This window comes from Nitrosomonas communis (assembly GCF_024102715.1).
GTDB lineage: Bacteria > Pseudomonadota > Gammaproteobacteria > Burkholderiales > Nitrosomonadaceae > Nitrosomonas > Nitrosomonas communis_B.
The window spans coordinates 1-22,561 of record NZ_JAGFJM010000074.1 but is presented as its reverse complement, the minus strand read 5'-3'; the positions used below and the strand labels follow the sequence as shown (position 1 = coordinate 22,561).

Here is a 22,561-nt window from a genome sequence, read left to right as displayed (position 1 = left end):
GCATCTTACCTTTTAACAGTGAAAACAAGATGCCTGGAAATTGAGCCTGCTAGGCTTTATCTTAAAAACGGTTAAGCTAAAACAACCATTCAAGGTGTGAGTGATAAATTAAAGATATGAATTATCAATTCAAACCGCGGTGGTGGATTGTTTTATTAACAATAGCGCTAACCTTGATATTTGTCCGGCTTGGTTTGTGGCAGCTCTCACGGGCAAATGAGAAAGAGTTGCGTCAAGAAAGAATAGAGCGATATGCTCGAGAACCGGCTATAACGTTGCCTTCAACACCAATTAAATTAGAAGATTTTCAATATCGACAAGTTGAAGTACGAGGTAATTTTATTGAGGATCATGCAATTTACCTGGATAATAAAATACACCAGGGAATTGCAGGTTATGAAGTAGTGGCACCAATTAAGATTGCAAATAGCTCCCGGTATGTTTTAGTTAATCGCGGATGGATTGCTGCAGGGACTGATCGTTCACAATTGCCGACTGTTTTTTTTCCTAAAGAAGAAGTAATTGTGACTGGTATTGTTACATCACCTGCGATTAAAACAATGCAGCTTTCTCGAGAAATTGTTGTGGGTAAGCTGTGGGTAAACTTAGATCTTGAACATTACCAAGAAATAACAGGGCTCACACTACAGCCGATTTTATTACTGCAGCAAGATAATCAAATAAAAGACGGATTGATACGACAGTGGGTGCGACCTGATTCTGGTGCTTCAAAGAATATTGGATATGCATTTCAATGGTTCTTCCTGGCTGCGACAACATGTATTATATTTTTGGTATTAAATGTCAAACGAAATAGCTCGAAAAAATAGAATTAAATTCCTTCTTATTACACTACTGATGCTGTCCCCGGTAATCGCATCGTATCTGTTACATGTGTTCGAAATCCGTCCGCAAGGTACTGTTAATTACGGTGAATTATTAGATGTGAGTACTTTAAAAGGACAAGCGCACAATATTGAGAATAACACCATATTTCGTGCACGAGATTTGCGAGGAAAATGGTCGTTTATTTCTATCGACTCCGGTCAGTGCGATGAATATTGTCAAAAGAAACTTTATCAAATGAGACAAGTACGTTTGGTTCAAAATACCGAAAAAGACCGGATTGGGCGAGTGTGGCTAATTGATGATCACCACTTACCTCATCAGGAACTTAAAAATGAATACGAAGGTACAGTATTTCTTAGTGCAAAGGACAGTGATTTACTTAGTGAATTTCCTGCCGTGCATTCACGGCGTGATCATATTTATGTAGTTGATCCAATGGGAAATTTAATGATGAGATATCCAAGGGATGCAAATCCGACTAAAATTTCTAATGATATGAAGTTGTTATTAAAGCTTTCTCATTTTGAGCACTAACCTTGTCATTTATAGGTGTTAATGGGTGCGCATAAGGATAGTAGTAAATAATTTAAAGATCTAACAAGATACTTAGGAGAGGCATATATAATGAGTGCTAGTCTGGTGTGGCAGCAAACAACATCAAGAATAAATCAATTTTATCGGCTTACAAAACCACGCGTCGTATCGCTAATAGTTTTCACCGCTGTGATTGGTATGTTTTTAGCCGTACCTGGTGCAGTGCCATTAAACATTCTATTTTTTGGAACATTAGGAATAGCGCTGGTCGCTGGCGCGGCTGCTGCACTAAATTGTCTAGTGGAGCAGAAATTTGATGCAGTCATGGCGCGAACTCGTGGACGCCCCCTTCCTCAAGGCAAAGTCAGTGTTCCAGAAACATTATTTTTTCTGGGATTGATAGGTGGATTTGGTTTATTCATACTTCACCAGTGGGTAAACCCGCTAACTATGTGGCTTACACTGGGTACTTTTGTTGGTTATGCAATTATTTATACGATAATACTTAAACCGCTGACTCCCCAAAATATTGTAATAGGCGGAGCATCTGGCGCAATGCCTCCTGTCTTAGGGTGGGCAGCCGTGACGGGTGAAATTTCACCGGATGCATTGCTCTTATTTTTAATCATCTTTGCTTGGACACCCCCTCATTTCTGGGCGTTGGCTTTGTACAGGAAGAATGAATATGCTCAGATTGGCATGCCAATGCTGCCGGTAACGCATGGCGATAATTTCACTCGCCTTCATGTATTATTGTATTCACTCATACTTTGTGTAGTTACACTGCTTCCTTATATTTCGCAGATGAGTGGAATGATTTACCTAATTGGTGTAGTTGTACTTAATGCAATTTTTCTTTACTACGCTTTACAAATTTATCTTAGATATAGCGATCAACTTGCGCGCACTACCTTCAAATATTCAATTATTTATCTGGCGTTATTGTTTGTAGTGCTACTTGTAGATCATTATTTTTCTTTTTAAAGAAACGAAACATTTTAACGAGCACAAGAACACCCTGTTTTTCTGGACAGGGTGTTTTTTTATATGTGCGCCCGGCACGGGCGTACTCTTGTGGGTGAAAGTCCCACCGTAAGTTGGTCACGGCGAACGAAGCGAAACGCAACTGCATGAGGATGGCCGAGTGTGGGGAGGAAGCGAGGAGCGAAGCTGCGAACCGATGGACAAGAACCGGATAGAAGGCGTTGCTGAGCAGGGCGAGCGAGCATGATTCCGCGAAGCTCTTGTGATCAAGGCGAAGCGGCATAAATCCGGCGGTTGTGCAGTGAAGGAGTGCGTTCTTACCCGGGGAGATCTCGCCTCATGGCTGAAAGGCCGATGCGGAGATATGGAGCGAGAAGTCAGCAGAGGTCGTAGTAGTCCCTAGCAAAGGGCGAAGGGTCGAACGAGAAGGAGTGTTTGAAAATCATGTCGATGTTGAACGCCAGGCGTCAGAAGTCTGCACAAGCGGAGCGGATGGGGAAAGCGGCCGGTGAAGCCGGACGCGAGCCTGTCAGCGACGAAGCGAACAGCCCGCGACGGGACAGCGAGAACACAGGATCGGGGCTGCTGCGGGCTGCTCTGACGAGAGAGAATCTGCGGGAAGCATGGAAACGTGTCAAAGCCAACAAAGGAGCAGCAGGCGTAGGCGGACTGGACATCGACCAGACGGCGCGCCACCTCGTCACGGCGTGGTCAACGATACGGAAACAGTTACTGCGGGGGAGGTATCGGCCCAGTCCGGCGGGTATTGATCCCGAAACCGGACGGGAACAGCCGTGAGCTGGGTATACCGACGGTCATGGATCGGCTGATAAGCCAAGCACTGCTGCAACAGCTGCTTGACCCGACATTCAGCGAGCATAGCTACGGGGTTTCGTCCCAGAAGGCGTACGTACAATCGGGCCGGCGCATCGTGGTAGATGTTGATCTGGAGAAATTCTTTGATCGCGTCAATCACGATATTCTCATTGACCGGCTGAAGAAGCGTATCGACGATGCGGAAGTGATCCGGCTGATTCGGGCATACCTGAACAGCGGCATCATGAGTGATGGCGTTGTGGCGGAACGGTATCAGGGCACGCCGCAAGGCAGGCCGCTGAGCCTACTTCTGGCGAATGTGCTGCCGGATGAAGTGGACAAGGTATTGGAGAAACAGGGCCATTGCTTCGTGCGCTATGCCGACGATTGCAACGTATATGTACGCTTGCGGCGATGTTATGCCAAGCTGCGGCTCAAAGTCAATGAGACTAAGAGTACGGTAGCCAGTGTGATAAGAAGAAAGTTTCTGGGCTACATCTTCTGGTTTAGCAAGGAAGGTGTGAAACGCAAGGTGGCCGAAAAGCCCATGGCGACGTTCAAGCAACGGATCAGGCAACTGACCCGGCGCTCAGGCGGGCGCAGTATGGCGGAAGTCATTGGGCGATTGAAACCCTACTTATTGGGATGGAAAGCCTACTTCGGATTGGCGCAAACGCCGAAGATCTGGCGGACGCTGAACGAATGGCTGCGGCATCGATTGCGGGCGATCCAACTCAAACATTGGAAGCGGGGTAGCACGATCTACCGGGAATTCATCAATCTTAGCGCAGCCGAACAGCTAGCTCAGCGTGTAGCACAAAATGCGCGTTGTTGGTGGCCGAAACAGCAATGGCGATATCAAACGGGTACTGACCATCGCCTATTTCGACAGGCTTGGCCTGTCCCATCTCTCATGACCTCAACTTCTCGAACCGCCCGGCGCGGACCCGCATGCCGGGTGGTGTGGGAGGGGTTCGATGAGGTATACTGATCGGCCCCTATCCCGATTCACGGAAATAATTTTCCTGGATTAAGGATATCGTTCGGATCAAATAGGCGTTTGATTTTCTTCATGAGAGTTAATGTCGTGGGATCAATTTCCTTAGAGACATACGCACGTTTCTCACTTCCAATCCCATGTTCGCCAGAAAGTGTGCCGTTGAGCTTAATGACTAAATCAAATATTTCATTCAAACATTTTTCTGCGCGATAAATTTGCTCCGTATCATCAGGATTGATAAGTAGATTGACATGAATATTGCCATTTCCTGCATGCCCGAAATTTACATTTGCAATCTGATAATAGCCGGTAAGTTTAGCTAATTCATCTAAGAATTGCGGTAGCACATTTATCGGCACTACCACGTCTTCATTAATTTTTTTGGGAGCAATATCGCGTAGTAGCGGTGATAAAGCTTTCCGGGCTTTCCATAAATTTTCTGGAATAGTTACGTGTTCTGTGTGTAATAACCCGGAATTGTGACATACTGCTAAGAGTGTATTGATAGTTTCTGAGATTTCAGACTGTGATCCATCTACTTCAATCATAAGTAATGCTTGAGAGTCAGCAGGTAATAAATCTGGAAAGTGACTGCGTATTAAGTTTAATGAACCTGCATCCAGAAATTCTAGTGCACTGGGACCTTTGGGCATGCCCATAATTGCTACAATAGCGTGTGCGCAACTATTGGTATCACGGTAATGAGCTATCAGACCCCCTTGCATCTCAGGCAAGGGGGTTAGTTTAAGTGTGGCTTCTGTAATAATAGCCAAGGTACCTTCAGATCCGATGAGTAGTCGAGTAAGATCGTATCCCACGACTCCCTTTGTAGTATAACAGCCTGTCTTAATCACCTCACCTGCGCCGGTTACTGCCCTTAATCCTAATACGTGATCACGAGTAGTGCCGTATTTGACTGCATGTGGTCCGCCAGCACTGGTAGCAAGGTTTCCTCCAATACTTGAGAAGGCCGCACTCGATGGATCGGGAGGCCAGAATAAGCCATGTGGCTTGACCGCATTCTGTATTTCCAGATTCAATACTCCCGGTTCTGCCACAACAACACGGTTTGCAGAATCAACGTTGATGATTTGTGTCATGCGCTCTAATGAGAGTGCCACTCCTCCCTTTTCTGGTAGACTGCCTCCCGAAGTGCCTGTGCCTCGTCCGCGCGGTGTTAGAGGAATTTGATTAGCATTACAAAGCAAAACTACTGATTGCACTTCTTTTGCTGTGAGCGGAAAGACGACGGCTTCTGGCGGGAAAATTTTTCTACTATTATCGTAGGCGTATGTATAGCACTCAACAGGATCAGTATAAATCCGTTGAGAAGGAAATAGTTGATGTAGCTGAGCAGCAAAGTCTGGCGGCAGCATTTACCTCAATGATTGAGTGATCAGTAGACTCAGTTTAAATATTCGAATACTTTAACAACTTTTCTTGCGCCAGCTGTGGTACTGGCAATTTGTGCCGCGCTCTCTCCTTCTTCGCGTGTAACAAGACCGAGTAAATATACAATGCTGTTTTCTGTAATTACTTTCACGTAATTAATTTGAAATTTTCTTTCGCTCAGAAAGCGACCCTTGACTTTAGATGTGATCAGGGAGTCGTTAGTACGTACAGATAAAGCACTTTTTTCTGATATGGCAATTTCATTGAAAACATTTCGGACATTTTCTACGCTCATGGCAAGTTTTTCTGCTTCATTTTTCATCGATTCATTCGGTGCTTCCCCAGTCAAAAGAACATTCCGGTTAAAACTGGTGACATTGATGCGAGCATCGCGACCAAGCTGTTCGTTAATTCTCCTGCTTGCTTTAAGTTCGATTGCTTGATCTTCTATAAAAATACCACTGCTGCGGCGATCTTCACTGATCAAAGCACCTGTACCTGCTCCCACACCCACACCAGCAACCACAAAGGGCACACACCCGCTCAGGATAGGAAACAGCAAGATCAATAGTAAGGAATAACATTTTGGGTAATTCATTGGTTCTGCATGAGGGATAAGTAAATTCGTTCTTGATAATATACAGTAAAATAACGCTAAATCAGAAGTTGTCCTAACAATGATTAGATTATCTCTTTAAATAAATAGTTTAAGTTTACACCCGATTGCTGTTTATTGATCGGCAATTATAATTTTATATAGAAAATAAAAATAAATAGGATGCTGAAAAGTAATTAAGTGTCCAGCTTAAAAATGTTCATAGGAATATAAAATGTCGCTATCTTCATCTACTGCTAAAGAGAAAGCCAAGATTCTCGCAGAAGCGTTACCTTATATACAACGTTTCCATAATAAAACGATCGTGATCAAATATGGTGGTAACGCCATGGTAGAAGAAGATCTCAAGCAAGGCTTTGCTCGTGACGTCGTATTGCTGAAACTGGTTGGTATGAATCCTGTTATTGTCCATGGAGGTGGACCTCAGATCGATCAAATGTTACGGCGTGTTGGGAAAGAAGGAGTCTTCATTCAAGGTATGAGAGTAACCGATGCTGAAACCATGGATGTTGTCGAGATGGTACTCGGTGGATTGGTCAACAAAGAAATTGTCAATCTTATTAATCGCCATGGTGGCCGCGCAGTAGGTTTGACAGGTAAAGATGGCGCTTTTATTCGCGCAAAAAAAATGCTCATCCAAGATAAAGAAAAGGTGGGAGAATGGATTAATATCGGCCAAGTAGGCGAAATTGAAAAAATTGATCCTTCCCTCATTACATTACTCGATACGCGTGATTTTATTCCCGTAATAGCGCCTATTGGCGTAGGTGAAGATGGCCAATCCTACAACATCAATGCAGACCTAGTAGCGGGCAAGCTTGCTGAAATTTTAAGGGCGGAAAAACTGATACTTCTTACTAATACACCGGGTGTGCTCGATAAAAATGGTAATTTGCTTACTGGTTTGACTGCCAGACGGGTGGATGAATTATTTGCAGACGGGATAATTTCGGGTGGAATGTTACCCAAAATCGGTTCAGCGTTGGATGCAGTTAAAAATGGTGTTAAATCATGCCATATTATTGATGGACGAGTAGTGCACGCCCTTTTGCTGGAAATATTGACTGACGAAGGGGTTGGTACGTTAATCAAAGAAAATTAACTACTCTCTAAGTTTGATCTGTGTTTAGGTAATTCCGATCCATGTGATTGAATTTTAATTCATTTATTCAATTTTTTATGATGATTGCGCTGGTAGCGTCCGATCAATTCTGTTTGCATGATAATATGGCCTTGCATGGCTTTCTCCACCTCTAATTTAGTAGGGCGTTTCAAATCAGATAGCACTGCATCTAGCGCATAAAGTTTGTGGAAATAGCGGTGAATACCTATTGGTGGGCAAGGTCCGCCATAGCCAGTACGCTTCCAGTCATTAATTCCTTGTAAGGCCCCTGCTGGCAATTCTTTTGCTGCGACATTTTCAGGCAATCCGTTCACGTGGGGAGGGATGTTATATAACACCCAATGCACCCACGTTACTTTAGGGGCGGCGGGGTCAGGTGCATCTGGATCATCGACGATCAGAACGAGGCTCTTGGTGTGATCAGGAATTCCTGTCCACGATAGAGCTGGTGAAATATCTTGGCCGTCACAGGTATATTGGGCTGGAATCATGTCATTATGAGAAAATGAAGGGGATGTCAGTATAAGCGTCATAATATTTTCCCTACTAATCTGAGATGTGCTTGTTTCTGCATGACTAACTCGAGCAAGAATAAAGATAAGTGTAACTGTAACTACTGTCAGATGTAAGAGATTAAGACAACCACCTCTTTCTGGCTTGTTATCACGATAATATTCCATATCCTGCTTTCCTCAGACAAAGCTTTAATTAACAGTTATCGATAATTGATTGAGTGAAAAAACTAGCATCTTGTATTTATAGCGCATGTACGAGCAAAGAAAAAGAAATTATTGATCTGAAGAAAAAAAGCAAATTTGATCTCTGATCAGTTTCTTTTGGAACAAAACGAATTTCTAAATCCACTACAATTTAGCGGCAACATTGGTGGGGGTTATGCCGCAAGGTTTCGATTTAGGAGCAGAACCACGCTTTTCCTCCTTGTGCATACTCGCATTTATGGCAACACAGATGCGTGGATATTTTTTAGATAAGGGCAACGGTGATTCTGGGGAAATGGTCACCTATTTGCAAAGCCGGCGGGAAAAGTGCGGGGCGGCAACAGCAAACTTTTGTGATTTTGATACAGCACCGATTAGGAAAGGATTGGACATTCCTCCTCATACAGTATGTAATCAAGCAGAAAGGCCCCATTTGTACCATGAGGTTTTTGTGGGAGTGTGAGCGAATCTGGATATATTTTATTTACGGTGGCTGAATATCAGTGCGGCAATTTCTATTGCTAAGCCAAGACTCAGTAAAATCACGCCAATCCATGCATTTTCGGGTGCCAGCAGGATGAGTATACCTCCCAACATGAATAGTGGAATGGATAAAATACGTTTAGTACGCGGGTTTCTGATCATAACTATTTCTCCTATCGTGCTGAAAAATCTTATATATGGTTACAGCTTTTTTGAATTTCCTATTATTTACCAAATACATTTGAAGATAGGAATTTATCAAGATTGATATAGAGTGAATTCTATATCAATTAGTGCCCGCGTATGCCAACTGGAGAAATTTGATTCTTATTATTTATCGATATATTTGCTTTGCATGGATTGAAAATAAAATGAGTATGCCTATATTAAGACCAGTACTCATTGTTTCTTTAAATGCATCAATGATGTAATAACAAAGTGCTTTTTGAAATTTATATACACGAGGAAATACTGAGTGCAAATAGAAAATGTCAGGGTAAAACGAAAAATTTTCTCAAGGATATTTTCTGGTTGGAAAAGTCTGATCATAAGACAGAGTGGACGGTACGCTACAAGGAAATTCTTTGTAGCTAACCGATTTAAGGTATTTTTATTGTGATATGGAGGTTATTAAATGGCTATTACGCGTTATGAACCTTGGGGATTATTAACTCAGCTTCAGAAAGAACTGGAGCAGATGCGAGGTGATGTGGCAAGAGAGGGCTCTTCTGCTACCGCAGAGTGGGTTCCCGCTGTCGATATCAAGGAGGAGCCTAATAAGTTTGTGTTACTTGCTGATCTGCCTGGAGTCAGGCCAGAGGAAATAGACGTCAGTATGGAAAATGGCGTGTTGACGATCAAGGGTGAGAAAAAAACTGAAGCTAAGACTGAGAAAGAAGGTTATAAGCGTGTTGAGAGAACGTATGGCTCTTTTTATCGACGATTTAGTTTACCGGATACGGCAAACCCCGATGCAATCTCGGCTGTTTCTAAATATGGAGTGTTGGAGATTGTTATTCCCAAACGGGAGTCAGTTCAGCCCAAGAAAATAAATGTCGCGTCAACTGAGTAATACAATGGAGCCTGCGGGCTCCATTGTATTCAGAGTGTTTTTGATTAAAGCAATGTCTTTTAAAAAAATTATTTTACTGAGCACTGTAGTTCGTGAAAGAATTGCAAGCTTGCTGATTTTCTTGTTTTTTCATGCCTCTCATAACCCTTGAGAATGCCAGCCTGGCATTTGGTCACCATGCATTACTGGATCACGTAAATCTGCAGCTTGACGTGGGCGAGCGGATAGGTTTAATTGGTCGTAATGGTAGCGGTAAATCAAGCCTTCTCCGCGCAATTGCAGGAGAGATTAAGCTGGATGATGGCAAGCTTTGGTACGCTCCCGAACTGAAGCTGGTCTATGTGTCACAGGAGCCACAATTCGATGCTGGTAGCACAGTATTTCAGGAGGTGTCCAAAGGACTTGGAAATCTGAGTCAGGCACTGCTTGAATATCATGAGATTTCTCATGCATTAAGTGCGAGTGAAGCAAATACACAAATATTGCTTGAGCGCTTGCAGGATTTGCAAAACTTGCTGGAAGCGCAGGATGGCTGGCGTATTCAAGCTCGAGTTGATACCGTGATAAATCAGCTCGGGTTGCCGGCAGATGAGCAGATAGAAAGTCTTTCAGGAGGTGTAAGGAAACGGGTTGCACTAGCCCGTGCCTTGGTGGTAATGCCAGATGTATTGTTGCTGGATGAACCGACCAATCATCTCGATTTTTCCTCTATCGAATGGTTAGAAGGTTTACTCAAAGATTTTTCCGGTAGCGTCATTTTTATTACACATGATCGCCGTTTTCTAGACAATGTCGTGACACAGATCATTGAACTTGATCGCGGGCATCTGGCGTATTTCCCGGGTAATTTTGTGCAATATCAGCAAAAGAAAACAGAGCTTCTTGAAACTGAAGCGATGCATCGGCAGAAATTCGATAAGGTGTTAGCGCAAGAAGAGGCCTGGATACGTAAAGGTGTTAAGGCAAGATGTACACGCAATGAAGGCAGGGTAAGGCGACTGGAAGCGTTGCGTCTGGAGCGCGCTGCCAGGCGTGAGCGTGTCGGATCGGTTAGCTTTAATATCGAATCAGGAGAGCGTTCTGGTCAATTGGTCGCAGAACTGGAGCACATCAGCAAAAGCTACGGTGATAAGACTGTTATTAAGGATTTTTCCTGTCGTATCATGCGAGGTGATCGAATAGGATTATTAGGTCCGAATGGTGCCGGAAAGTCAACTTTGCTGAAACTTATATTGGGAGAACTGAAACCTGATGCAGGAAGCGTACGCCAAGGCACAAAGTTAACTGTAGCCTATTTTGATCAAATGCGTGAGCTGTTAAACGAGGAGTTGACTTTGGTGGAAGCAATTAGCCAGGGATCCGATTTCATAGAAATTAATGGTGAGCGGAAACATGTCATCAGTTATCTGGAGGATTTTTTATTTGCGCCACAGCGCGCCCGTTCACCAGTCAAATCGTTGTCAGGGGGAGAGCGTAATCGGCTACTGTTAGCGCGCTTATTTACACGCCCAGCTAATGTGTTGGTACTGGACGAGCCAACCAATGATCTTGATATCGAAACGCTTGAATTACTCGAAACGCTGCTGCAGAGCTATACTGGCACATTGTTTCTAGTCAGCCATGACCGCGAATTTCTCGACAATGTCGTTACTCAGGTCATTGCATTTGAAGGTAACGGCATTTTGAGAGAATATGTAGGGGGGTATGAGGACTGGCTTCAGAGCAAGCATACTATGGAAATGGCGCTCAGACAGGTGGATGTTCCGCTTAAATCCACTACAGTTTCTCAGGAGAAAAGAGCAAAGCCCGCTTCGCGTATTAAACTGAGCTACCAAGAAACACGTGAGCTGACTGCGTTGCCTGAGAAAATCGATTTACTGGAAAAGGAGCAATCATTCATTACTGTGCGATTGAGCGATTCTGCTATTTATCGAAATTCCCCTGATGAGGCTCGGGCTTTACAAATTCGATTTTCTGCAATAGAGCAAGAGCTAATAAACTGCTTGGCGCGCTGGGAAGAGTTGGAGTCCAAGCAATCGGCAGGATAAAGATAGGAAAAGATTGTTGTTGGATAATTTCCCTATTTATAATAGGGAGATATAACTATTATATTCTTTGACTTAACATGGCTCATCGTTTAAAGTTCACCTTTTTGAGAGGAGGACGCACAAAGTGAAAAAGTCAGCAGCTGTTAAATTATTACTTGCTACTGGCATGTTTCTGGCATTTTCTGGTGTTGCACAGGCAGCCGGTGATGCTGAAGCAGCCAAAGCCAAAATTTCCATGTGTGTGGGTTGCCATGGAATAGAGGGTTATCGCACATCTTATCCTGTTGTTTATCATGTTCCAAAACTGGGTGGGCAGCATGCTGCTTACTTAGCCAAGGCGCTGAGGGATTATAAATCGGGAGAGCGTAATCATCCTACTATGACTGGAATAGCAGCTACTCTTTCCGATCAGGATATCGAAGATTTGGCTGCTTATTATGCTGGTAATTAATTTTCCCATTTATGCAAGGATAGGATTATGAAGAATTTTGTAGTTGCCGCCATAAGCGGTGTAGTATTTCTTTTTTCTGGGCAAGGTATTGCAGCCGATATAGAAGCTGGCAAGAAGAAAGCTGCAGAAGTGTGTGCTTCCTGCCATGGAGCCGATGGTAATAGCCCTGCTCCAAATTTCCCTAAAATTGGTGGTCAACCCAGAACTTATCTTGAGAAAGCTTTAAAAGACTATAAAACTGGTGAGCGCAAAGACCCTATCATGGCTGGAATGGCTGCAGCGTTAAGTAATGAAGAGATTGAAAATCTGGCGTTTTATTTTTCTACCCAGTCTGGTTTGTATGTAAAGAAATAGTTTATCGTATGAATGAGTAGAGAGATTATGGCTTGCTCATTCAGAGGAAGTAAAACTGAGAACGGAATGTGTGATTTCATACATTCCGTTTTTTTATGTGCGCCCGGCCCCCGGGTGCGCTCTTATGAGTGAAAGTCCCACTGTAGGTTGATCACGACGAACGAAGCAAAGCGAAGCGCAACTGCACGTGAGTGACCGAGTGTGAGGAGTAAGCTTGTAGCAAGCTGCGGGCCGATGGACAAGAATCGGATGGAAGGCACGTTTCCTCATCATGACCGTGGCCGGCGATACGGGAACAACTGTTGAGGGGGACGTATCGGCTCAGGCCGATACGACGAGTGACCCCGTTTTGCATGATCTCAACTTCTTGAGTCGCCCCGGTACAGACCCGCGTGTCGGGTGATGCGGGAAGGGTTCGGTCAGATATACTGATCGCCTTTATCCCGATTGATTTAGTTGCCTATCCATTTATCCAAACAATCAAAATAAATCTGCGCATCTGGTGGCATTTGATTGCGCTGTGCCTGCCACAGCATTTCAGCCAGACATTCTATGATCAGATGAGTAGCATCATGCTCATTTCCAGTTTTTTTTAGTAAAAGCTCAAATTTGTTACGAATTCCAATCGGTTGATCAATGGAAAGCTGCTCCTTGATAGCAACATGCATGCTCATATGAAGAAAGGGATTCGTTTCTCCCATTTCTGGAAGATAATTTTTTTCACGATAACGCTCGCTATCATCAAGCATATCTTGATATTCTGGGTGCAACAATATTACTTCTAATGCGATGGTTTCTATACCGGACAGAAATTCTCTCTGACGGTACTTACGCCATGTATCGAAGAATAATTGACGAACCTGCTCTCTGGTTGGATTAAACATTTAGGAGGTGACTACTGTAACATTATTATTTTCTAGGTTTTTATGCTTGTATTCACATAAATCATTGATAAGGCAGCAGTTGCATGCAGGTTTGCGCGCTTTACACACATATCGTCCATGCAGAATTAGCCAGTGATGAGCATCGTGGCGGAATTCTGTAGGTACAAACTTCATGAGTTTATGCTCGACCATCAGTACGTTCTTGCCAGGGGCAATTCCTGTTCGATTGGCAACACGGAAAATATGGGTATCTACCGCAATGGTTGGTTCACCAAAGGCGGTATTTAAAATAACGTTTGCAGTTTTACGTCCAACCCCTGGTAGCTTTTCAAGCTCATCTCGTGTTTTCGGTACCTGACTATGATGATGCTGAATGAGTAACTTGCAGGTGGCCAATATATTCTTTGCCTTGGTCCTATATAAGCCAATCCTTTGAATCAGATTGCTTAACCCTGCTTCACCCAGCGCTATTATCTTTTCGGGTGTGTTGGCCAATGGGAAAAGTTTTCTGGTTGCCAGATTGACACTTTTGTCTGTAGCCTGAGCTGAGAGTATTACGGCAACCAGCAGCTCGAATGACGTAGTGTATTCAAGTTCGGTTGTCGGTTTAGGGTTGGCAACTTTGAAGCGTGTAAAAATTTCGTAACGTTTGGCGGCATTCATGGTCTGGCGTGATTATTTTTGGTTGATTGCCCCTGTGCGGACTGCATGGGCACGCTCCAATACAGCTTGAATGGTTGTTTTTTTCAGACGAGTATTCTCTGTAGTCGACGGAGATTCTTTTGCTGCAAGTGATTTTTGTGCAAATTTATCAGCTTGTATACGCTTGTCACGCTCAAATCTTTGTAATCTAAACTGATGACGTGCGCGTGCACGATCCGCCGCTTTCTGTTTCATTTCTGCGGTCTGATTTTCAGGAGAGGGAACAGGGATCATGCTGATGCAATCTACCGGACAGGGAGCCACACACCGCTCACAACCGGTGCATTCTTCTGTAATGACAGTATGGATTTGTTTGGCAGCACCGATAATCGCATCGACAGGACAGGCTTGTATGCAGAATGTGCAGCCGATGCATTGTTCTTCATTAATAAAAGCAATTGATTTGGGTTTCGGTACGCCATGCGCTGGGTTTAAAGGCTTGAATGCCACGCCCAGCAGGGCCGCAAGTTTCCGGATGCCTGTTGCATCTCCAGGTGGACATTGATTGATATCGGCGCGGCTTTCAGCAATAGCGGTGGCATAAGGTAGGCAGCCTGAAAAACCACATTGTCCACATTGTGTTTGCGGCAGAATAGCATCGATCTGCTCTATTAAGTTGCGTTTATCAGTCATGATGAGTTGGTGTGCAGATTGCTGCAACAGATTGACGTATCAGATCGGGACCATGGTAAATCAGTCCTGTATAGATCTGGATCAGATTCGCTCCCGCTGCAGTTTTTTCTGTTGCATCTTCAGCCGACATGATACCGCCGACACCAATAATGGGGATGGTTTCTTGTAACAAAGTATGTAATTTTCTAATCACCTCGGTACTAAGTGATTTGAGTGGTGCGCCGCTTAGGCCGCCTGCTTCATCTACAAACGGTAAATGCTCTAGATTTTGCCGGGAGATCGTTGTATTGGTAGCGATAACACCATCGATTTGGTGTTTCATCAACAGCCGGGCAATTGCCTCAAGTTGTGAAGAGTCCAGATCAGGTGCAATCTTTATGACGAGCGGCGTGTATTTACCATATTGATTACTAAGTTTAATTTGCTCTGTTTTCAATAGATGCAATAAGCGATCAAGCTCAGTGGTATTCTGTAATTGTCTTAAATTGCGGGTATTGGGTGAAGAAATGTTGATGGTTACGTAACTAGCGTAACGATAAGTTTTGCGTAAGCAAATCAAATAATCTTCTCCTGCCTGGTCTACCGGTGTGTCGAAATTCTTACCTATATTAATGCCCAGGATGCCTTGGAAATTTGAGCGTTTAATATTTTCGATCAAGTGATCGACACCGTGATTGTTAAAACCCATGCGATTGATAATTGCCTGCGCTTGAGTAAGACGGAATAGGCGGGGCCGTGGATTGCCCGGCTGCGGACGTGGCGTTACTGTGCCTACTTCAATAAAGCCAAACCCTAGCTTTGCAAGTGCGTCAATGTAGGCGCCGTTTTTATCCAGGCCGGCAGCCAAACCAACGGGATTGGGAAAATTTAAACCCATTATCTTGCGCGGTTTGCAAGCATATGAATGGCCTGAAAGCAATCCAAGATTTTGCAACTGCTGCAATGTACTGAGCGAGATGGTATGCGCCGTTTCGGGATCAAACGCGAAAAGCAGCGGACGGAGAAGATCGTATAGCATTGATGCTTATTTTATCCTGAAAAGTAAATGGAATTAAGCAGGACTAATCCGCAGGATTATCTTGAAAAGGTGGAGGATAATTAAATGTCTGCCATTGTCCATTTATTAAGCGCTGTAAAGGCTGGAAATTGGCTTTGTAATTCATTTTCCGATTTTCCTTAATCCAGTAGCCCAAATAAAGAAAAGGTAGCTTTCTTATGCGGCATTGTTCCACTTGCCACAAAATGTTAAAGGTGCCAAAGCTGGCATTAGGAATATCTGGATCAAAGAAAGTATATACCGAAGAAAGACCATCCGGTAATTGATCGATAATGCTGATCATGCGTAGTTGATCATTTTCATGAAAGGTAACGAGCCTGGAATCGACGTTACTTTGCAGCAAAAAATTGCAGTACTGATCACGGCTATCGTAATCCATGCCGCTATGAGCATGGCGCTTCACCTGGTAGCGCCGATAAAGGCGATAGTGGTCAGGATGGTAATGCAATTTATGTTGTGTGGCTACTAGATCCTGATGCCGCTTCCAGGCTCTGCGCTGTGTCCGGTTAGCAGAAAACTGATCAACAATTATGCGTACTGAAATACAGGCCATGCATTGCTCGCAGTTTGGGCGGTAAACAAAACTGCCACTGCGGCGGAAGCCGGTTTTAATCAGCTGAGCATAAACTCGAGCATCTATCAGATAATCTGGCACCGCAATTTGTGAGCGAGCAAGTTTATCCGGCAAATAACTACATGGATAAAATTCAGTGGTATGAAGTTTCATAACAGGCAAGATAGCATTATTCTGGATAGACGTAATCAAACTGCCATTTTTCATTTTTTTCGGGAGCAATGATCAGACTGTTTAATATTTGGGCAAATTCAATTCGAGGAATTTCTCTCGCACCTAATGAAGCAAGGTGTCTTGTTTTCATCTGACAATCAATCATACCGAAGTTCCAGCATTCCAATTGTTTTACTAAATGCACAAAGGCAATCTTGGAGGCATCAGTAACTCGAGAAAACATTGACTCACCAAAGAACATTCTTCCCAACGCAATACCATACAATCCACCTGCCAGCTTTCCTTCGATCCAGGTCTCCACCGAATGGGCCACGCCGATCTGATGGAGCTCAGTATAGGCTGTAACCATTTCCGGGTGTATCCATGTGCCTTCCTGTTCTTTGCGAGGTGCTGCGCAGGCTTGCATGACCTCGGTAAAAGCACTATCCCATCGAATCTGATAATGATGTTTTTTCAGTGTTTTATGAAGTGAGCGGGAAATTTTTAGTTCGCTGGGAAACAGCACCATGCGCGGATCCGGACTCCACCATAGAATGGGTTCTCCCTGATTGAACCACGGGAAGATTCCGCAACGATATGCAGTCAGCAGGCGTTGTGGAGATAAGTCTCCGCCCGCTGCCAGTAATCCATTAGGCTCGTGCAGGGCCATTTCGAGCGGTGGAAAATGTTTATTATTTTGAGTTAACCAATGGATCATAAGAATATTTTGTGTTGAAATGTATAAGTCTTGATTTAGATCAAGGTATATAGCGTAATGTTTTCTTATTATCAATCCCATGTTTGTTTGGTTTGTTTAAACAAATAAGACAAAAAAAAGGAGAATGGAATGAGGCTATTGCGTCATAGAATGCGGTTAGTTGTCAGAGCGGTGGCAAGTGCGCTGGCTATTACCATGACGATCACATCACTGCAGGCATCGGCACACGATACATCAACTCGGGCTCTGGAACGGCAGATTCAGTTATTGGAAAGTCAATTGAAAGCTATTCGGGAAGAGCTCAATCAGGTAAAAGAGAAAACTATTCAAGAAGAACAGGAAATTAGAAGAGTAAATGAAGAAATAAGACAGGAAAAAGAGTTCATTAGAAAAGAACATGTAAAGCAGCATGAGGAGATGAACCAAGTACATGAACATCACCATGAAATGGAGCGTGTGATGGCGCGGAGAGATAGGCTGCTATTTTTCCGTGGTGGTTTTGCGCATAACTTGCAGGAACGAAATGGCGTAACGCTGCAAAGTAATGTCGCACCGGTCGGTGCGCAGGAGACGGGAGATGATAATGGGTGGTATATCGGTGCCGGCTTTGATTGGAACTTGACAAGAGATGTGTGGGGCCTCATGCCCAAAACAGGTGTTTATGCTGAGTTGATGTTTGAATACAAAAAGTTTGGTAGCTCACAAGGTAATGCATTGGCCAATGCGCCTACTCAATTGGCAGGCGGAACTTTAAATCCGCGCAGTGTGACAGTCAGCCAATTTACAGTGTCAGCGGCACCTAAAATTAAATTCATGGAAGGCAGCGACTTTAGACCATGGATCATTCCGGCAGGGTTTTCTATGCATGTGATTAGTCCGCCCAGTGAGTCGATCACAGTCTTGGCTCCGGGTATGATGTTTGCTGCAGGTGCTGATTATCGAATTTGGAAAGAATTTTATCTTGGGGTAGATGCGCGTTATCACGAGACGTTTGGCAAGACCGATGGCGTCAATATGAGCGGCATGACTGCCGGCGCGTATCTTGGAATCGGTTTTTAACGATGCAAATGCAGGAGATGAGCCTGTCTCCTCAGTGATAGTTGTTCGTAGCTGTTAGTTGTATGTAGTTTGTAGTTGTATTTTAAATTGGTTGTATTTTTCTTCTCTTGTTTCTAGCAAGGTCATTATGTCTAGAGAATGATTTTGTGACGAAGCCTTTGCGCCCCGCTGCATATTGGTGGGGCGTCTTTTTTTGTATGACGCGCTGGTATCAATTCAGCCTGATCCAGATAATTCCTGGTCCGTGGTATTCGATGCATTTGCTGAAAATAATGTCGAAATGTTTTCTGCATTGAATCAGACATGAGATTGGTGATCGCTACGCTTGGTTTATCCCGGATTCTCTATTAGAACCATAATCCTCAATGGATTCAGCGAATTGTTCTGACGGTTTCCATTAGAGAATTTCTTGGCGGATCATGCAGTTAATCTTCTGATAGAAAATTTTGGCTTATTCCTATTTGTCGAAATTTCTTACACTTTTGTTACACATGATTTAAGTGGATTTGGGGGCTCCAGGTGCGGCAATTTATCACATTTATTCAGAAAAACAATTGTTTATTTTTAATAAAAAGAGACTCTGACTAGTAAATAAAGTGTCGATTTTTTTTACACATTATCGGCATTTTTATACTTAATTTTTAGAAATGCTTGCCAAATAATTAAGTATATCCCCAACTACATTGGGAATATTGGTGTGGCATGGAAGTTGCTTGTTTCTTATCTGGCTGATTAATGTGTTCATGACATATTGATTCCATTTGTCTTCAATTCAACTTGTACTAAAAAGGGAGTAACAAATATGAAGCGCAAACTCGCTGCTGGGTTTCCTGTGGATAGCTTCAATTCGTGGTATATGGGAAGAATATTTAACTTACACGCACCATTAATAGCTATATGGTCGGTGATACTTCCGGCCCTATCTTTGTTGTTTTTTGTAAGCAGCGTATCGGCAGCAAATTTACACCATATCGTAATGCACGCGGATGAACTTGATGGCGGACGTTATGCTTATCGCATGCAATCTCATGAAATTACCGATAAGAATGGCAACTCAGTTGATGTAACGAGCCGTTACAGCGTTCAAGCGACCATTCCAGGACCAACTATCGTCATCACTGAGGGCGATGTGGTCGACATCGAGCTGCTGCATGTGTTTAATCCAGATAACCCCAAGCAGGAGCATGTCAGTTTACATGTGCACGGGGTGCACTTTGATATCGATAGCGATGGCACGTTGAAGTACATCAATCTACACAAGGATGAAAGCGCTACGCCCGTCATGTCGTACAAGTACCGCTGGACCGCGGCCCTCGGCACTGGCGGCACCTGGCCTTATCACGATCACAACATGATCAGCCATAACGGCGCTGAGGACAAGGGACTTTTTGGCATGCTCATTGTCAATCCGGCTTCTGGCACAACAGAACTAAATATTGATGGCCAGGGTGTGGCCACTCCGCTAGGGAATATTCAAAAAGAATATGTGCTTTACATCGGAGATGACGCTTTTTGGGGGATGGAAATCGATAATACAATTGGCATACAAACTCCGCTTGGGGTTAATCCTACGTTGATGGCGCAAAGAAATACCGATGTGAGATTTCATTTGATCGCATTGGGCACTAATTTTCACCAGTTCGAACTTGGTAGCTATACCTGGGTCGACCCGGGAACAAGAACAAGGATCAAGACAAAAGCAATTGGTCCACTTGAAAAGCATGTATTTGCAATCACAGCAACCCATTCTGCAAGCTATCAGGATACAGTCTTTTCAAGCAAATTGCTTGGCATGAAAGGCAATTTCGTTGTCGCTGACTAGGATCAATTTCTGGCAGAAGAAAATATGAATTCATATATTTATGGAAAAAAAATGAAAACCATTACAGCAATTGTTTTGTTGATTACCGCATGGCTGCTGTCGTCGATTGCGCTGGCGTGGGGCCAGGGGTCTGGCAATATCACTGTCACGTGATGTCCCACATGGAATCTGGCATGAATGGCAAATTCCATATCGTTGCAGCAGATTCGGGTGCTACAGGCGATAGCATTGCAGGCGCCTCTCCACGCGGTGCCATTTTTGGTAACAACAGTAATGAAGCTGGGCTGGTTACATTCATCATGTCAGATGAACCTGGTAGCTGGTTCAGAAGTGCACGTGGCGACTTGTTAAGCCCCGTCACCCACACAAAATCTCTGGAAATTGTTCCGCCAGGCAGCAGTGTTCATTTCATCATGGCGGATACCCATGGGGTGCATACCGTCACCAGCCTGTTGTGGCCAACTGAAGCTGGACATAATGCACATGGGGGAGATCATTTTATGATTCCCTTTGACCAAACCAAAGCTTACCGCGGTGGTGGTATTGTCCAGCTCAATGTGCCCGGCTTGTACGTATTTACCTGCAAGATTCATCCATATATGTTCGGAGCGGTGATTGTAGACAATTCCGCTACAGATGGACTGGATCTTGGTAACACTATTGATCTGGTATCGGGCATTAAAGAACTGCCTACCAGTAGTGACCTGGCGACGCGTTTGCTAAGGACCTTCTTTGTTGCAACGACACCGAGTAATTGGCAGGACTTCACTTCATCAGCACCGTGGCACGTTAATTATCCTGCCGTGGATGTTGTCACTGATCTCGGCAAGCTTCCTCTTGTGCCTGTCCTGGAATCAAGATACGGCCAGAATATTGATCTGCCGCCATTATTTAAGCCGGGTACGCCGGGAGTGGGTGAAGTGTGGATCAACACCCAGTTTGAGAAAACAGCCGGTAAAACCAAGCCGGGCACCATTACTGTACTGGATACGAGTGACTGGACGCTCAAGCGGAAAATTGCGCTTCCTCAGATCAACATGAACAATCCACATAATCTGTGGCCTAATCGTGATCATTCGATGATCTATCAGACTCAGTGGTTTGATACCAAGTTGACCTTGATTGATCAGAAAACAGGAAAAATGATCAAAAATATCCAGGTGGGGGATACCCCTTCGCATGTGGTCACGTTGCCTACTACGGATGATGCCACTGTGGCGATCAATGGCGAAAATGGTGTGGTCATTATTCCCGCGGGTACCACAGAGATCAAACACATGATGCCGACCCAACATCATGGACAGGCGCCTGCCAATCCGCATGGCCACTGGGTTTCTGCGGATGGAAAACGTATCATTACACCGAATATCAATACCAGTGATACCGGTATTTACGATGCAGAAACCGGAGAAATCATCTCCCGAACTGATACAGGAAAGGGTGCGCCTGGGCCACATCCAATCGCGATTGGCATGATGCCCGATTCCAGCAAGGTCTTTGCCGCAAATTTGCTGCACCACAGCATTAGTGTGTTGGATGGCAACAATGGAGCATTATTAGATACCATCGATCTGATTAAAAATTACAATCCAATCACAGGAGATATTACCGGACCGGTTGGTGTGCTGCCGATCCAAACCCCGGTTTCACCGGATGGCAAGGTCATGGTAACCGCAGCGACCGGTGGTCAAATCGTGGTTATCGATCCAGTGACGCACAAAATTGTCAAGATGCTGCCATGCGATGCGGGTTGCCATGGTGCAAATTTTGGCGCCAAGCAGGGTGGTGGTTATTATGCTTATGTTACCAGCAAGTTCTCCAACCGGCTTCTAGTAGTTGATCCTGATCCCAATGGTGATGGTGATTTGATCGATGCTGATATTGTCGGCGCAATTTCCATGGTGGCTGATGTGAGTGTTGCCAAGGATGATGCTGTCAGCAGTCTGCCGGGCTACGGCGGTCAAGGGCTTGTAGCACTACCCAATGTCTATAATGGCTGGGTGCAAAACCTGTCAAGTGAATGGGCCGCAGGCTTGACAGATAGTCAGCGTAACCCTGTTCACTAAAGGAAGAGATAGCTCTTATTAAGTATCGATCATAAAAAAACTTTGTAGGCATAAAGAAACGCTAACCAAATATTCTCTGGTTAGCGTTTCTTTGCTTAATAACTGAAACCTTAGAAGCTGTTTAGAAACTCCTGTTTTAAGCTAATCTCCTCAACATAATACGAATCATAGCGATGTAAATCCAAGTTTCGTTGGTGCGCGTGAGACGTTCGTAGCTTTTGCTGAGTCGGCGTGAATGGTTCAGCCGGCTGAAGGTGCGTTCGACCACCCAGCGAGGGGGAAACAATACAAATTTTCTGGTTTCCTTGGGGCGCAACACTACCGCTATAGCAAAGCTCAAATAAATTGATTACAATCCATAGATGACTTATCCATCATCATTTCGCTGCAAAGTTTTGTCCGTTCGTAAGAAGGAAGGACTTACCATTGCGCAGGCGGCGGCGCGTTTTTGT

General features: G+C 44.2%; 24 protein-coding genes and 1 pseudogene. 14 read left to right on the top strand and 11 right to left on the bottom strand.

Going from position 1 to position 22,561, the window contains the following annotated elements; all coding sequences use genetic code 11:
• Nucleotides 1-116 precede the first annotated feature (116 nt).
• From J5I83_RS06850 to J5I83_RS06830, 5 genes are all read left to right on the top strand, one after another.
• Nucleotides 117-830 carry an SURF1 family protein gene (locus J5I83_RS06850; protein WP_304054414.1) on the top strand — a complete coding sequence of 238 codons (714 nt, stop codon included), beginning with the start codon at nt 117-119 and terminating at the stop codon, nt 828-830.
• On the top strand, nt 802-1,383 hold the full coding sequence (locus J5I83_RS06845; RefSeq protein WP_304054413.1) for a hypothetical protein: 582 nt from the start codon (nt 802-804) through the stop codon (nt 1,381-1,383). Before J5I83_RS06850 ends, J5I83_RS06845 begins: the two co-directional genes overlap by 29 nt.
• Nucleotides 1,384-1,473: 90 nt before the next feature.
• Nucleotides 1,474-2,367, top strand: a complete 894-nt coding sequence (cyoE, locus tag J5I83_RS06840) for a heme o synthase (protein ID WP_304054412.1) — start codon at nt 1,474-1,476, stop codon at nt 2,365-2,367.
• A gap of 623 nt (nt 2,368-2,990) precedes the next feature.
• Nucleotides 2,991-3,137 carry a hypothetical protein gene (locus J5I83_RS06835; RefSeq protein WP_304054411.1) on the top strand — a complete coding sequence of 49 codons (147 nt, stop codon included), beginning with the start codon at nt 2,991-2,993 and terminating at the stop codon, nt 3,135-3,137.
• A 47-nt stretch (nt 3,138-3,184) separates the two neighbouring features.
• Entirely contained in the window at nt 3,185-4,174 is a 990-nt protein-coding gene (locus tag J5I83_RS06830; protein ID WP_369683400.1) for a reverse transcriptase domain-containing protein, read from the top strand.
• Nucleotides 4,175-4,191: 17 nt separating this feature from the next.
• On the opposite strand, the gene J5I83_RS06825 is transcribed toward J5I83_RS06830, so the two are convergent.
• Both J5I83_RS06825 and J5I83_RS06820 read right to left on the bottom strand, forming a co-directional pair.
• The gene (locus J5I83_RS06825; RefSeq protein ID WP_304054409.1) at nt 4,192-5,559 is read right to left on the bottom strand and encodes an FAD-binding oxidoreductase; all 1,368 of its coding nucleotides are present in this window, start codon (nt 5,557-5,559) and stop codon (nt 4,192-4,194) included.
• Between the two features lie 29 nt (nt 5,560-5,588).
• Nucleotides 5,589-6,173: a BON domain-containing protein gene (locus J5I83_RS06820; RefSeq protein WP_304054408.1), complete on the bottom strand. Its 585-nt coding sequence runs from the start codon at nt 6,171-6,173 to the stop codon at nt 5,589-5,591.
• 232 nt (nt 6,174-6,405) lie between these two features.
• Between J5I83_RS06820 and argB the strand changes: the two genes are divergently transcribed.
• Nucleotides 6,406-7,293: an acetylglutamate kinase gene (gene argB / locus J5I83_RS06815; RefSeq protein ID WP_304054406.1), complete on the top strand. Its 888-nt coding sequence runs from the start codon at nt 6,406-6,408 to the stop codon at nt 7,291-7,293.
• A gap of 59 nt (nt 7,294-7,352) precedes the next feature.
• Here the strand turns inward: argB and J5I83_RS06810 are convergent, their stop codons facing one another.
• The gene (locus tag J5I83_RS06810; protein WP_304054404.1) at nt 7,353-7,847 is read right to left on the bottom strand and encodes a YbhB/YbcL family Raf kinase inhibitor-like protein; all 495 of its coding nucleotides are present in this window, start codon (nt 7,845-7,847) and stop codon (nt 7,353-7,355) included.
• Between the two features lie 361 nt (nt 7,848-8,208).
• On the opposite strand from J5I83_RS06810, the gene J5I83_RS06805 reads away from it, so the two are divergent.
• Entirely contained in the window at nt 8,209-8,496 is a 288-nt protein-coding gene (locus J5I83_RS06805) for a hypothetical protein (protein WP_304054402.1), read from the top strand.
• 17 nt (nt 8,497-8,513) lie between these two features.
• Here J5I83_RS06805 and J5I83_RS06800 read toward each other — a convergent pair whose 3' ends face one another.
• Complete coding sequence (locus J5I83_RS06800) at nt 8,514-8,678, bottom strand: hypothetical protein (RefSeq protein ID WP_304054400.1); 165 nt, start codon at nt 8,676-8,678, stop codon at nt 8,514-8,516.
• Nucleotides 8,679-9,150: 472 nt separating this feature from the next.
• Here J5I83_RS06800 and J5I83_RS06795 point away from each other — a divergent pair, with 472 nt between their 5' ends.
• The 4 genes from J5I83_RS06795 to J5I83_RS06780 all read left to right on the top strand — a co-directional run bounded on the left by J5I83_RS06795 (nt 9,151) and on the right by J5I83_RS06780 (nt 12,441).
• Nucleotides 9,151-9,588: an Hsp20/alpha crystallin family protein gene (locus J5I83_RS06795; protein ID WP_304054398.1), complete on the top strand. Its 438-nt coding sequence runs from the start codon at nt 9,151-9,153 to the stop codon at nt 9,586-9,588.
• Nucleotides 9,589-9,719: 131 nt separating this feature from the next.
• Nucleotides 9,720-11,636 (top strand): ATP-binding cassette domain-containing protein, encoded by a 1,917-nt coding sequence (locus tag J5I83_RS06790; RefSeq protein ID WP_304054396.1) that lies wholly within the window; start codon nt 9,720-9,722, stop codon nt 11,634-11,636.
• A 166-nt stretch (nt 11,637-11,802) separates the two neighbouring features.
• A complete protein-coding gene (locus tag J5I83_RS06785; protein WP_304054421.1) occupies nt 11,803-12,087 on the top strand; it encodes a cytochrome c in 285 nt (94 codons plus the stop codon).
• 27 nt (nt 12,088-12,114) lie between these two features.
• Nucleotides 12,115-12,441: a cytochrome c gene (locus J5I83_RS06780; RefSeq protein WP_304054395.1), complete on the top strand. Its 327-nt coding sequence runs from the start codon at nt 12,115-12,117 to the stop codon at nt 12,439-12,441.
• Nucleotides 12,442-12,893: 452 nt separating this feature from the next.
• Here the strand turns inward: J5I83_RS06780 and J5I83_RS06775 are convergent, their stop codons facing one another.
• Genes J5I83_RS06775 through aat form a run of 6 tightly spaced genes read right to left on the bottom strand, consistent with a single transcriptional unit; the run spans nt 12,894 to nt 17,162 of the window.
• A complete protein-coding gene (locus tag J5I83_RS06775) occupies nt 12,894-13,325 on the bottom strand; it encodes a DUF1841 family protein (RefSeq protein ID WP_304054394.1) in 432 nt (143 codons plus the stop codon).
• The gene (nth, locus tag J5I83_RS06770) at nt 13,326-13,988 is read right to left on the bottom strand and encodes an endonuclease III (protein WP_304054393.1); all 663 of its coding nucleotides are present in this window, start codon (nt 13,986-13,988) and stop codon (nt 13,326-13,328) included.
• Nucleotides 13,989-14,000: 12 nt separating this feature from the next.
• Nucleotides 14,001-14,660: an electron transport complex subunit RsxB gene (gene rsxB / locus J5I83_RS06765; RefSeq protein WP_304054392.1), complete on the bottom strand. Its 660-nt coding sequence runs from the start codon at nt 14,658-14,660 to the stop codon at nt 14,001-14,003.
• Nucleotides 14,653-15,678 carry a quinone-dependent dihydroorotate dehydrogenase gene (locus J5I83_RS06760; protein WP_304054390.1) on the bottom strand — a complete coding sequence of 342 codons (1,026 nt, stop codon included), beginning with the start codon at nt 15,676-15,678 and terminating at the stop codon, nt 14,653-14,655. Before J5I83_RS06760 ends, rsxB begins: the two co-directional genes overlap by 8 nt.
• Nucleotides 15,679-15,721: 43 nt before the next feature.
• Nucleotides 15,722-16,498, bottom strand: coding sequence for an arginyltransferase (locus J5I83_RS06755; protein WP_304054388.1), 777 nt, complete (start codon nt 16,496-16,498; stop codon nt 15,722-15,724).
• Nucleotides 16,461-17,162, bottom strand: coding sequence for a leucyl/phenylalanyl-tRNA--protein transferase (aat, locus tag J5I83_RS06750; RefSeq protein WP_304054387.1), 702 nt, complete (start codon nt 17,160-17,162; stop codon nt 16,461-16,463). Before aat ends, J5I83_RS06755 begins: the two co-directional genes overlap by 38 nt.
• Before the next feature lie 129 nt (nt 17,163-17,291).
• Here aat and J5I83_RS06745 point away from each other — a divergent pair, with 129 nt between their 5' ends.
• The 3 genes from J5I83_RS06745 to J5I83_RS06735 all read left to right on the top strand — a co-directional run bounded on the left by J5I83_RS06745 (nt 17,292) and on the right by J5I83_RS06735 (nt 22,109).
• Complete coding sequence (locus J5I83_RS06745) at nt 17,292-18,221, top strand: porin family protein (RefSeq protein ID WP_304054385.1); 930 nt, start codon at nt 17,292-17,294, stop codon at nt 18,219-18,221.
• Nucleotides 18,222-19,023: 802 nt separating this feature from the next.
• Nucleotides 19,024-20,043 (top strand): multicopper oxidase domain-containing protein, encoded by a 1,020-nt coding sequence (locus J5I83_RS06740; RefSeq protein ID WP_304054383.1) that lies wholly within the window; start codon nt 19,024-19,026, stop codon nt 20,041-20,043.
• 173 nt (nt 20,044-20,216) lie between these two features.
• Nucleotides 20,217-22,109, top strand: coding sequence for a copper oxidase (locus J5I83_RS06735; RefSeq protein WP_304054381.1), 1,893 nt, complete (start codon nt 20,217-20,219; stop codon nt 22,107-22,109).
• 136 nt (nt 22,110-22,245) lie between these two features.
• Here J5I83_RS06735 and J5I83_RS06730 read toward each other — a convergent pair.
• Nucleotides 22,246-22,401: pseudogene (locus J5I83_RS06730) on the bottom strand (transposase); the annotation flags it as partial.
• Nucleotides 22,402-22,561 lie beyond the last annotated feature (160 nt).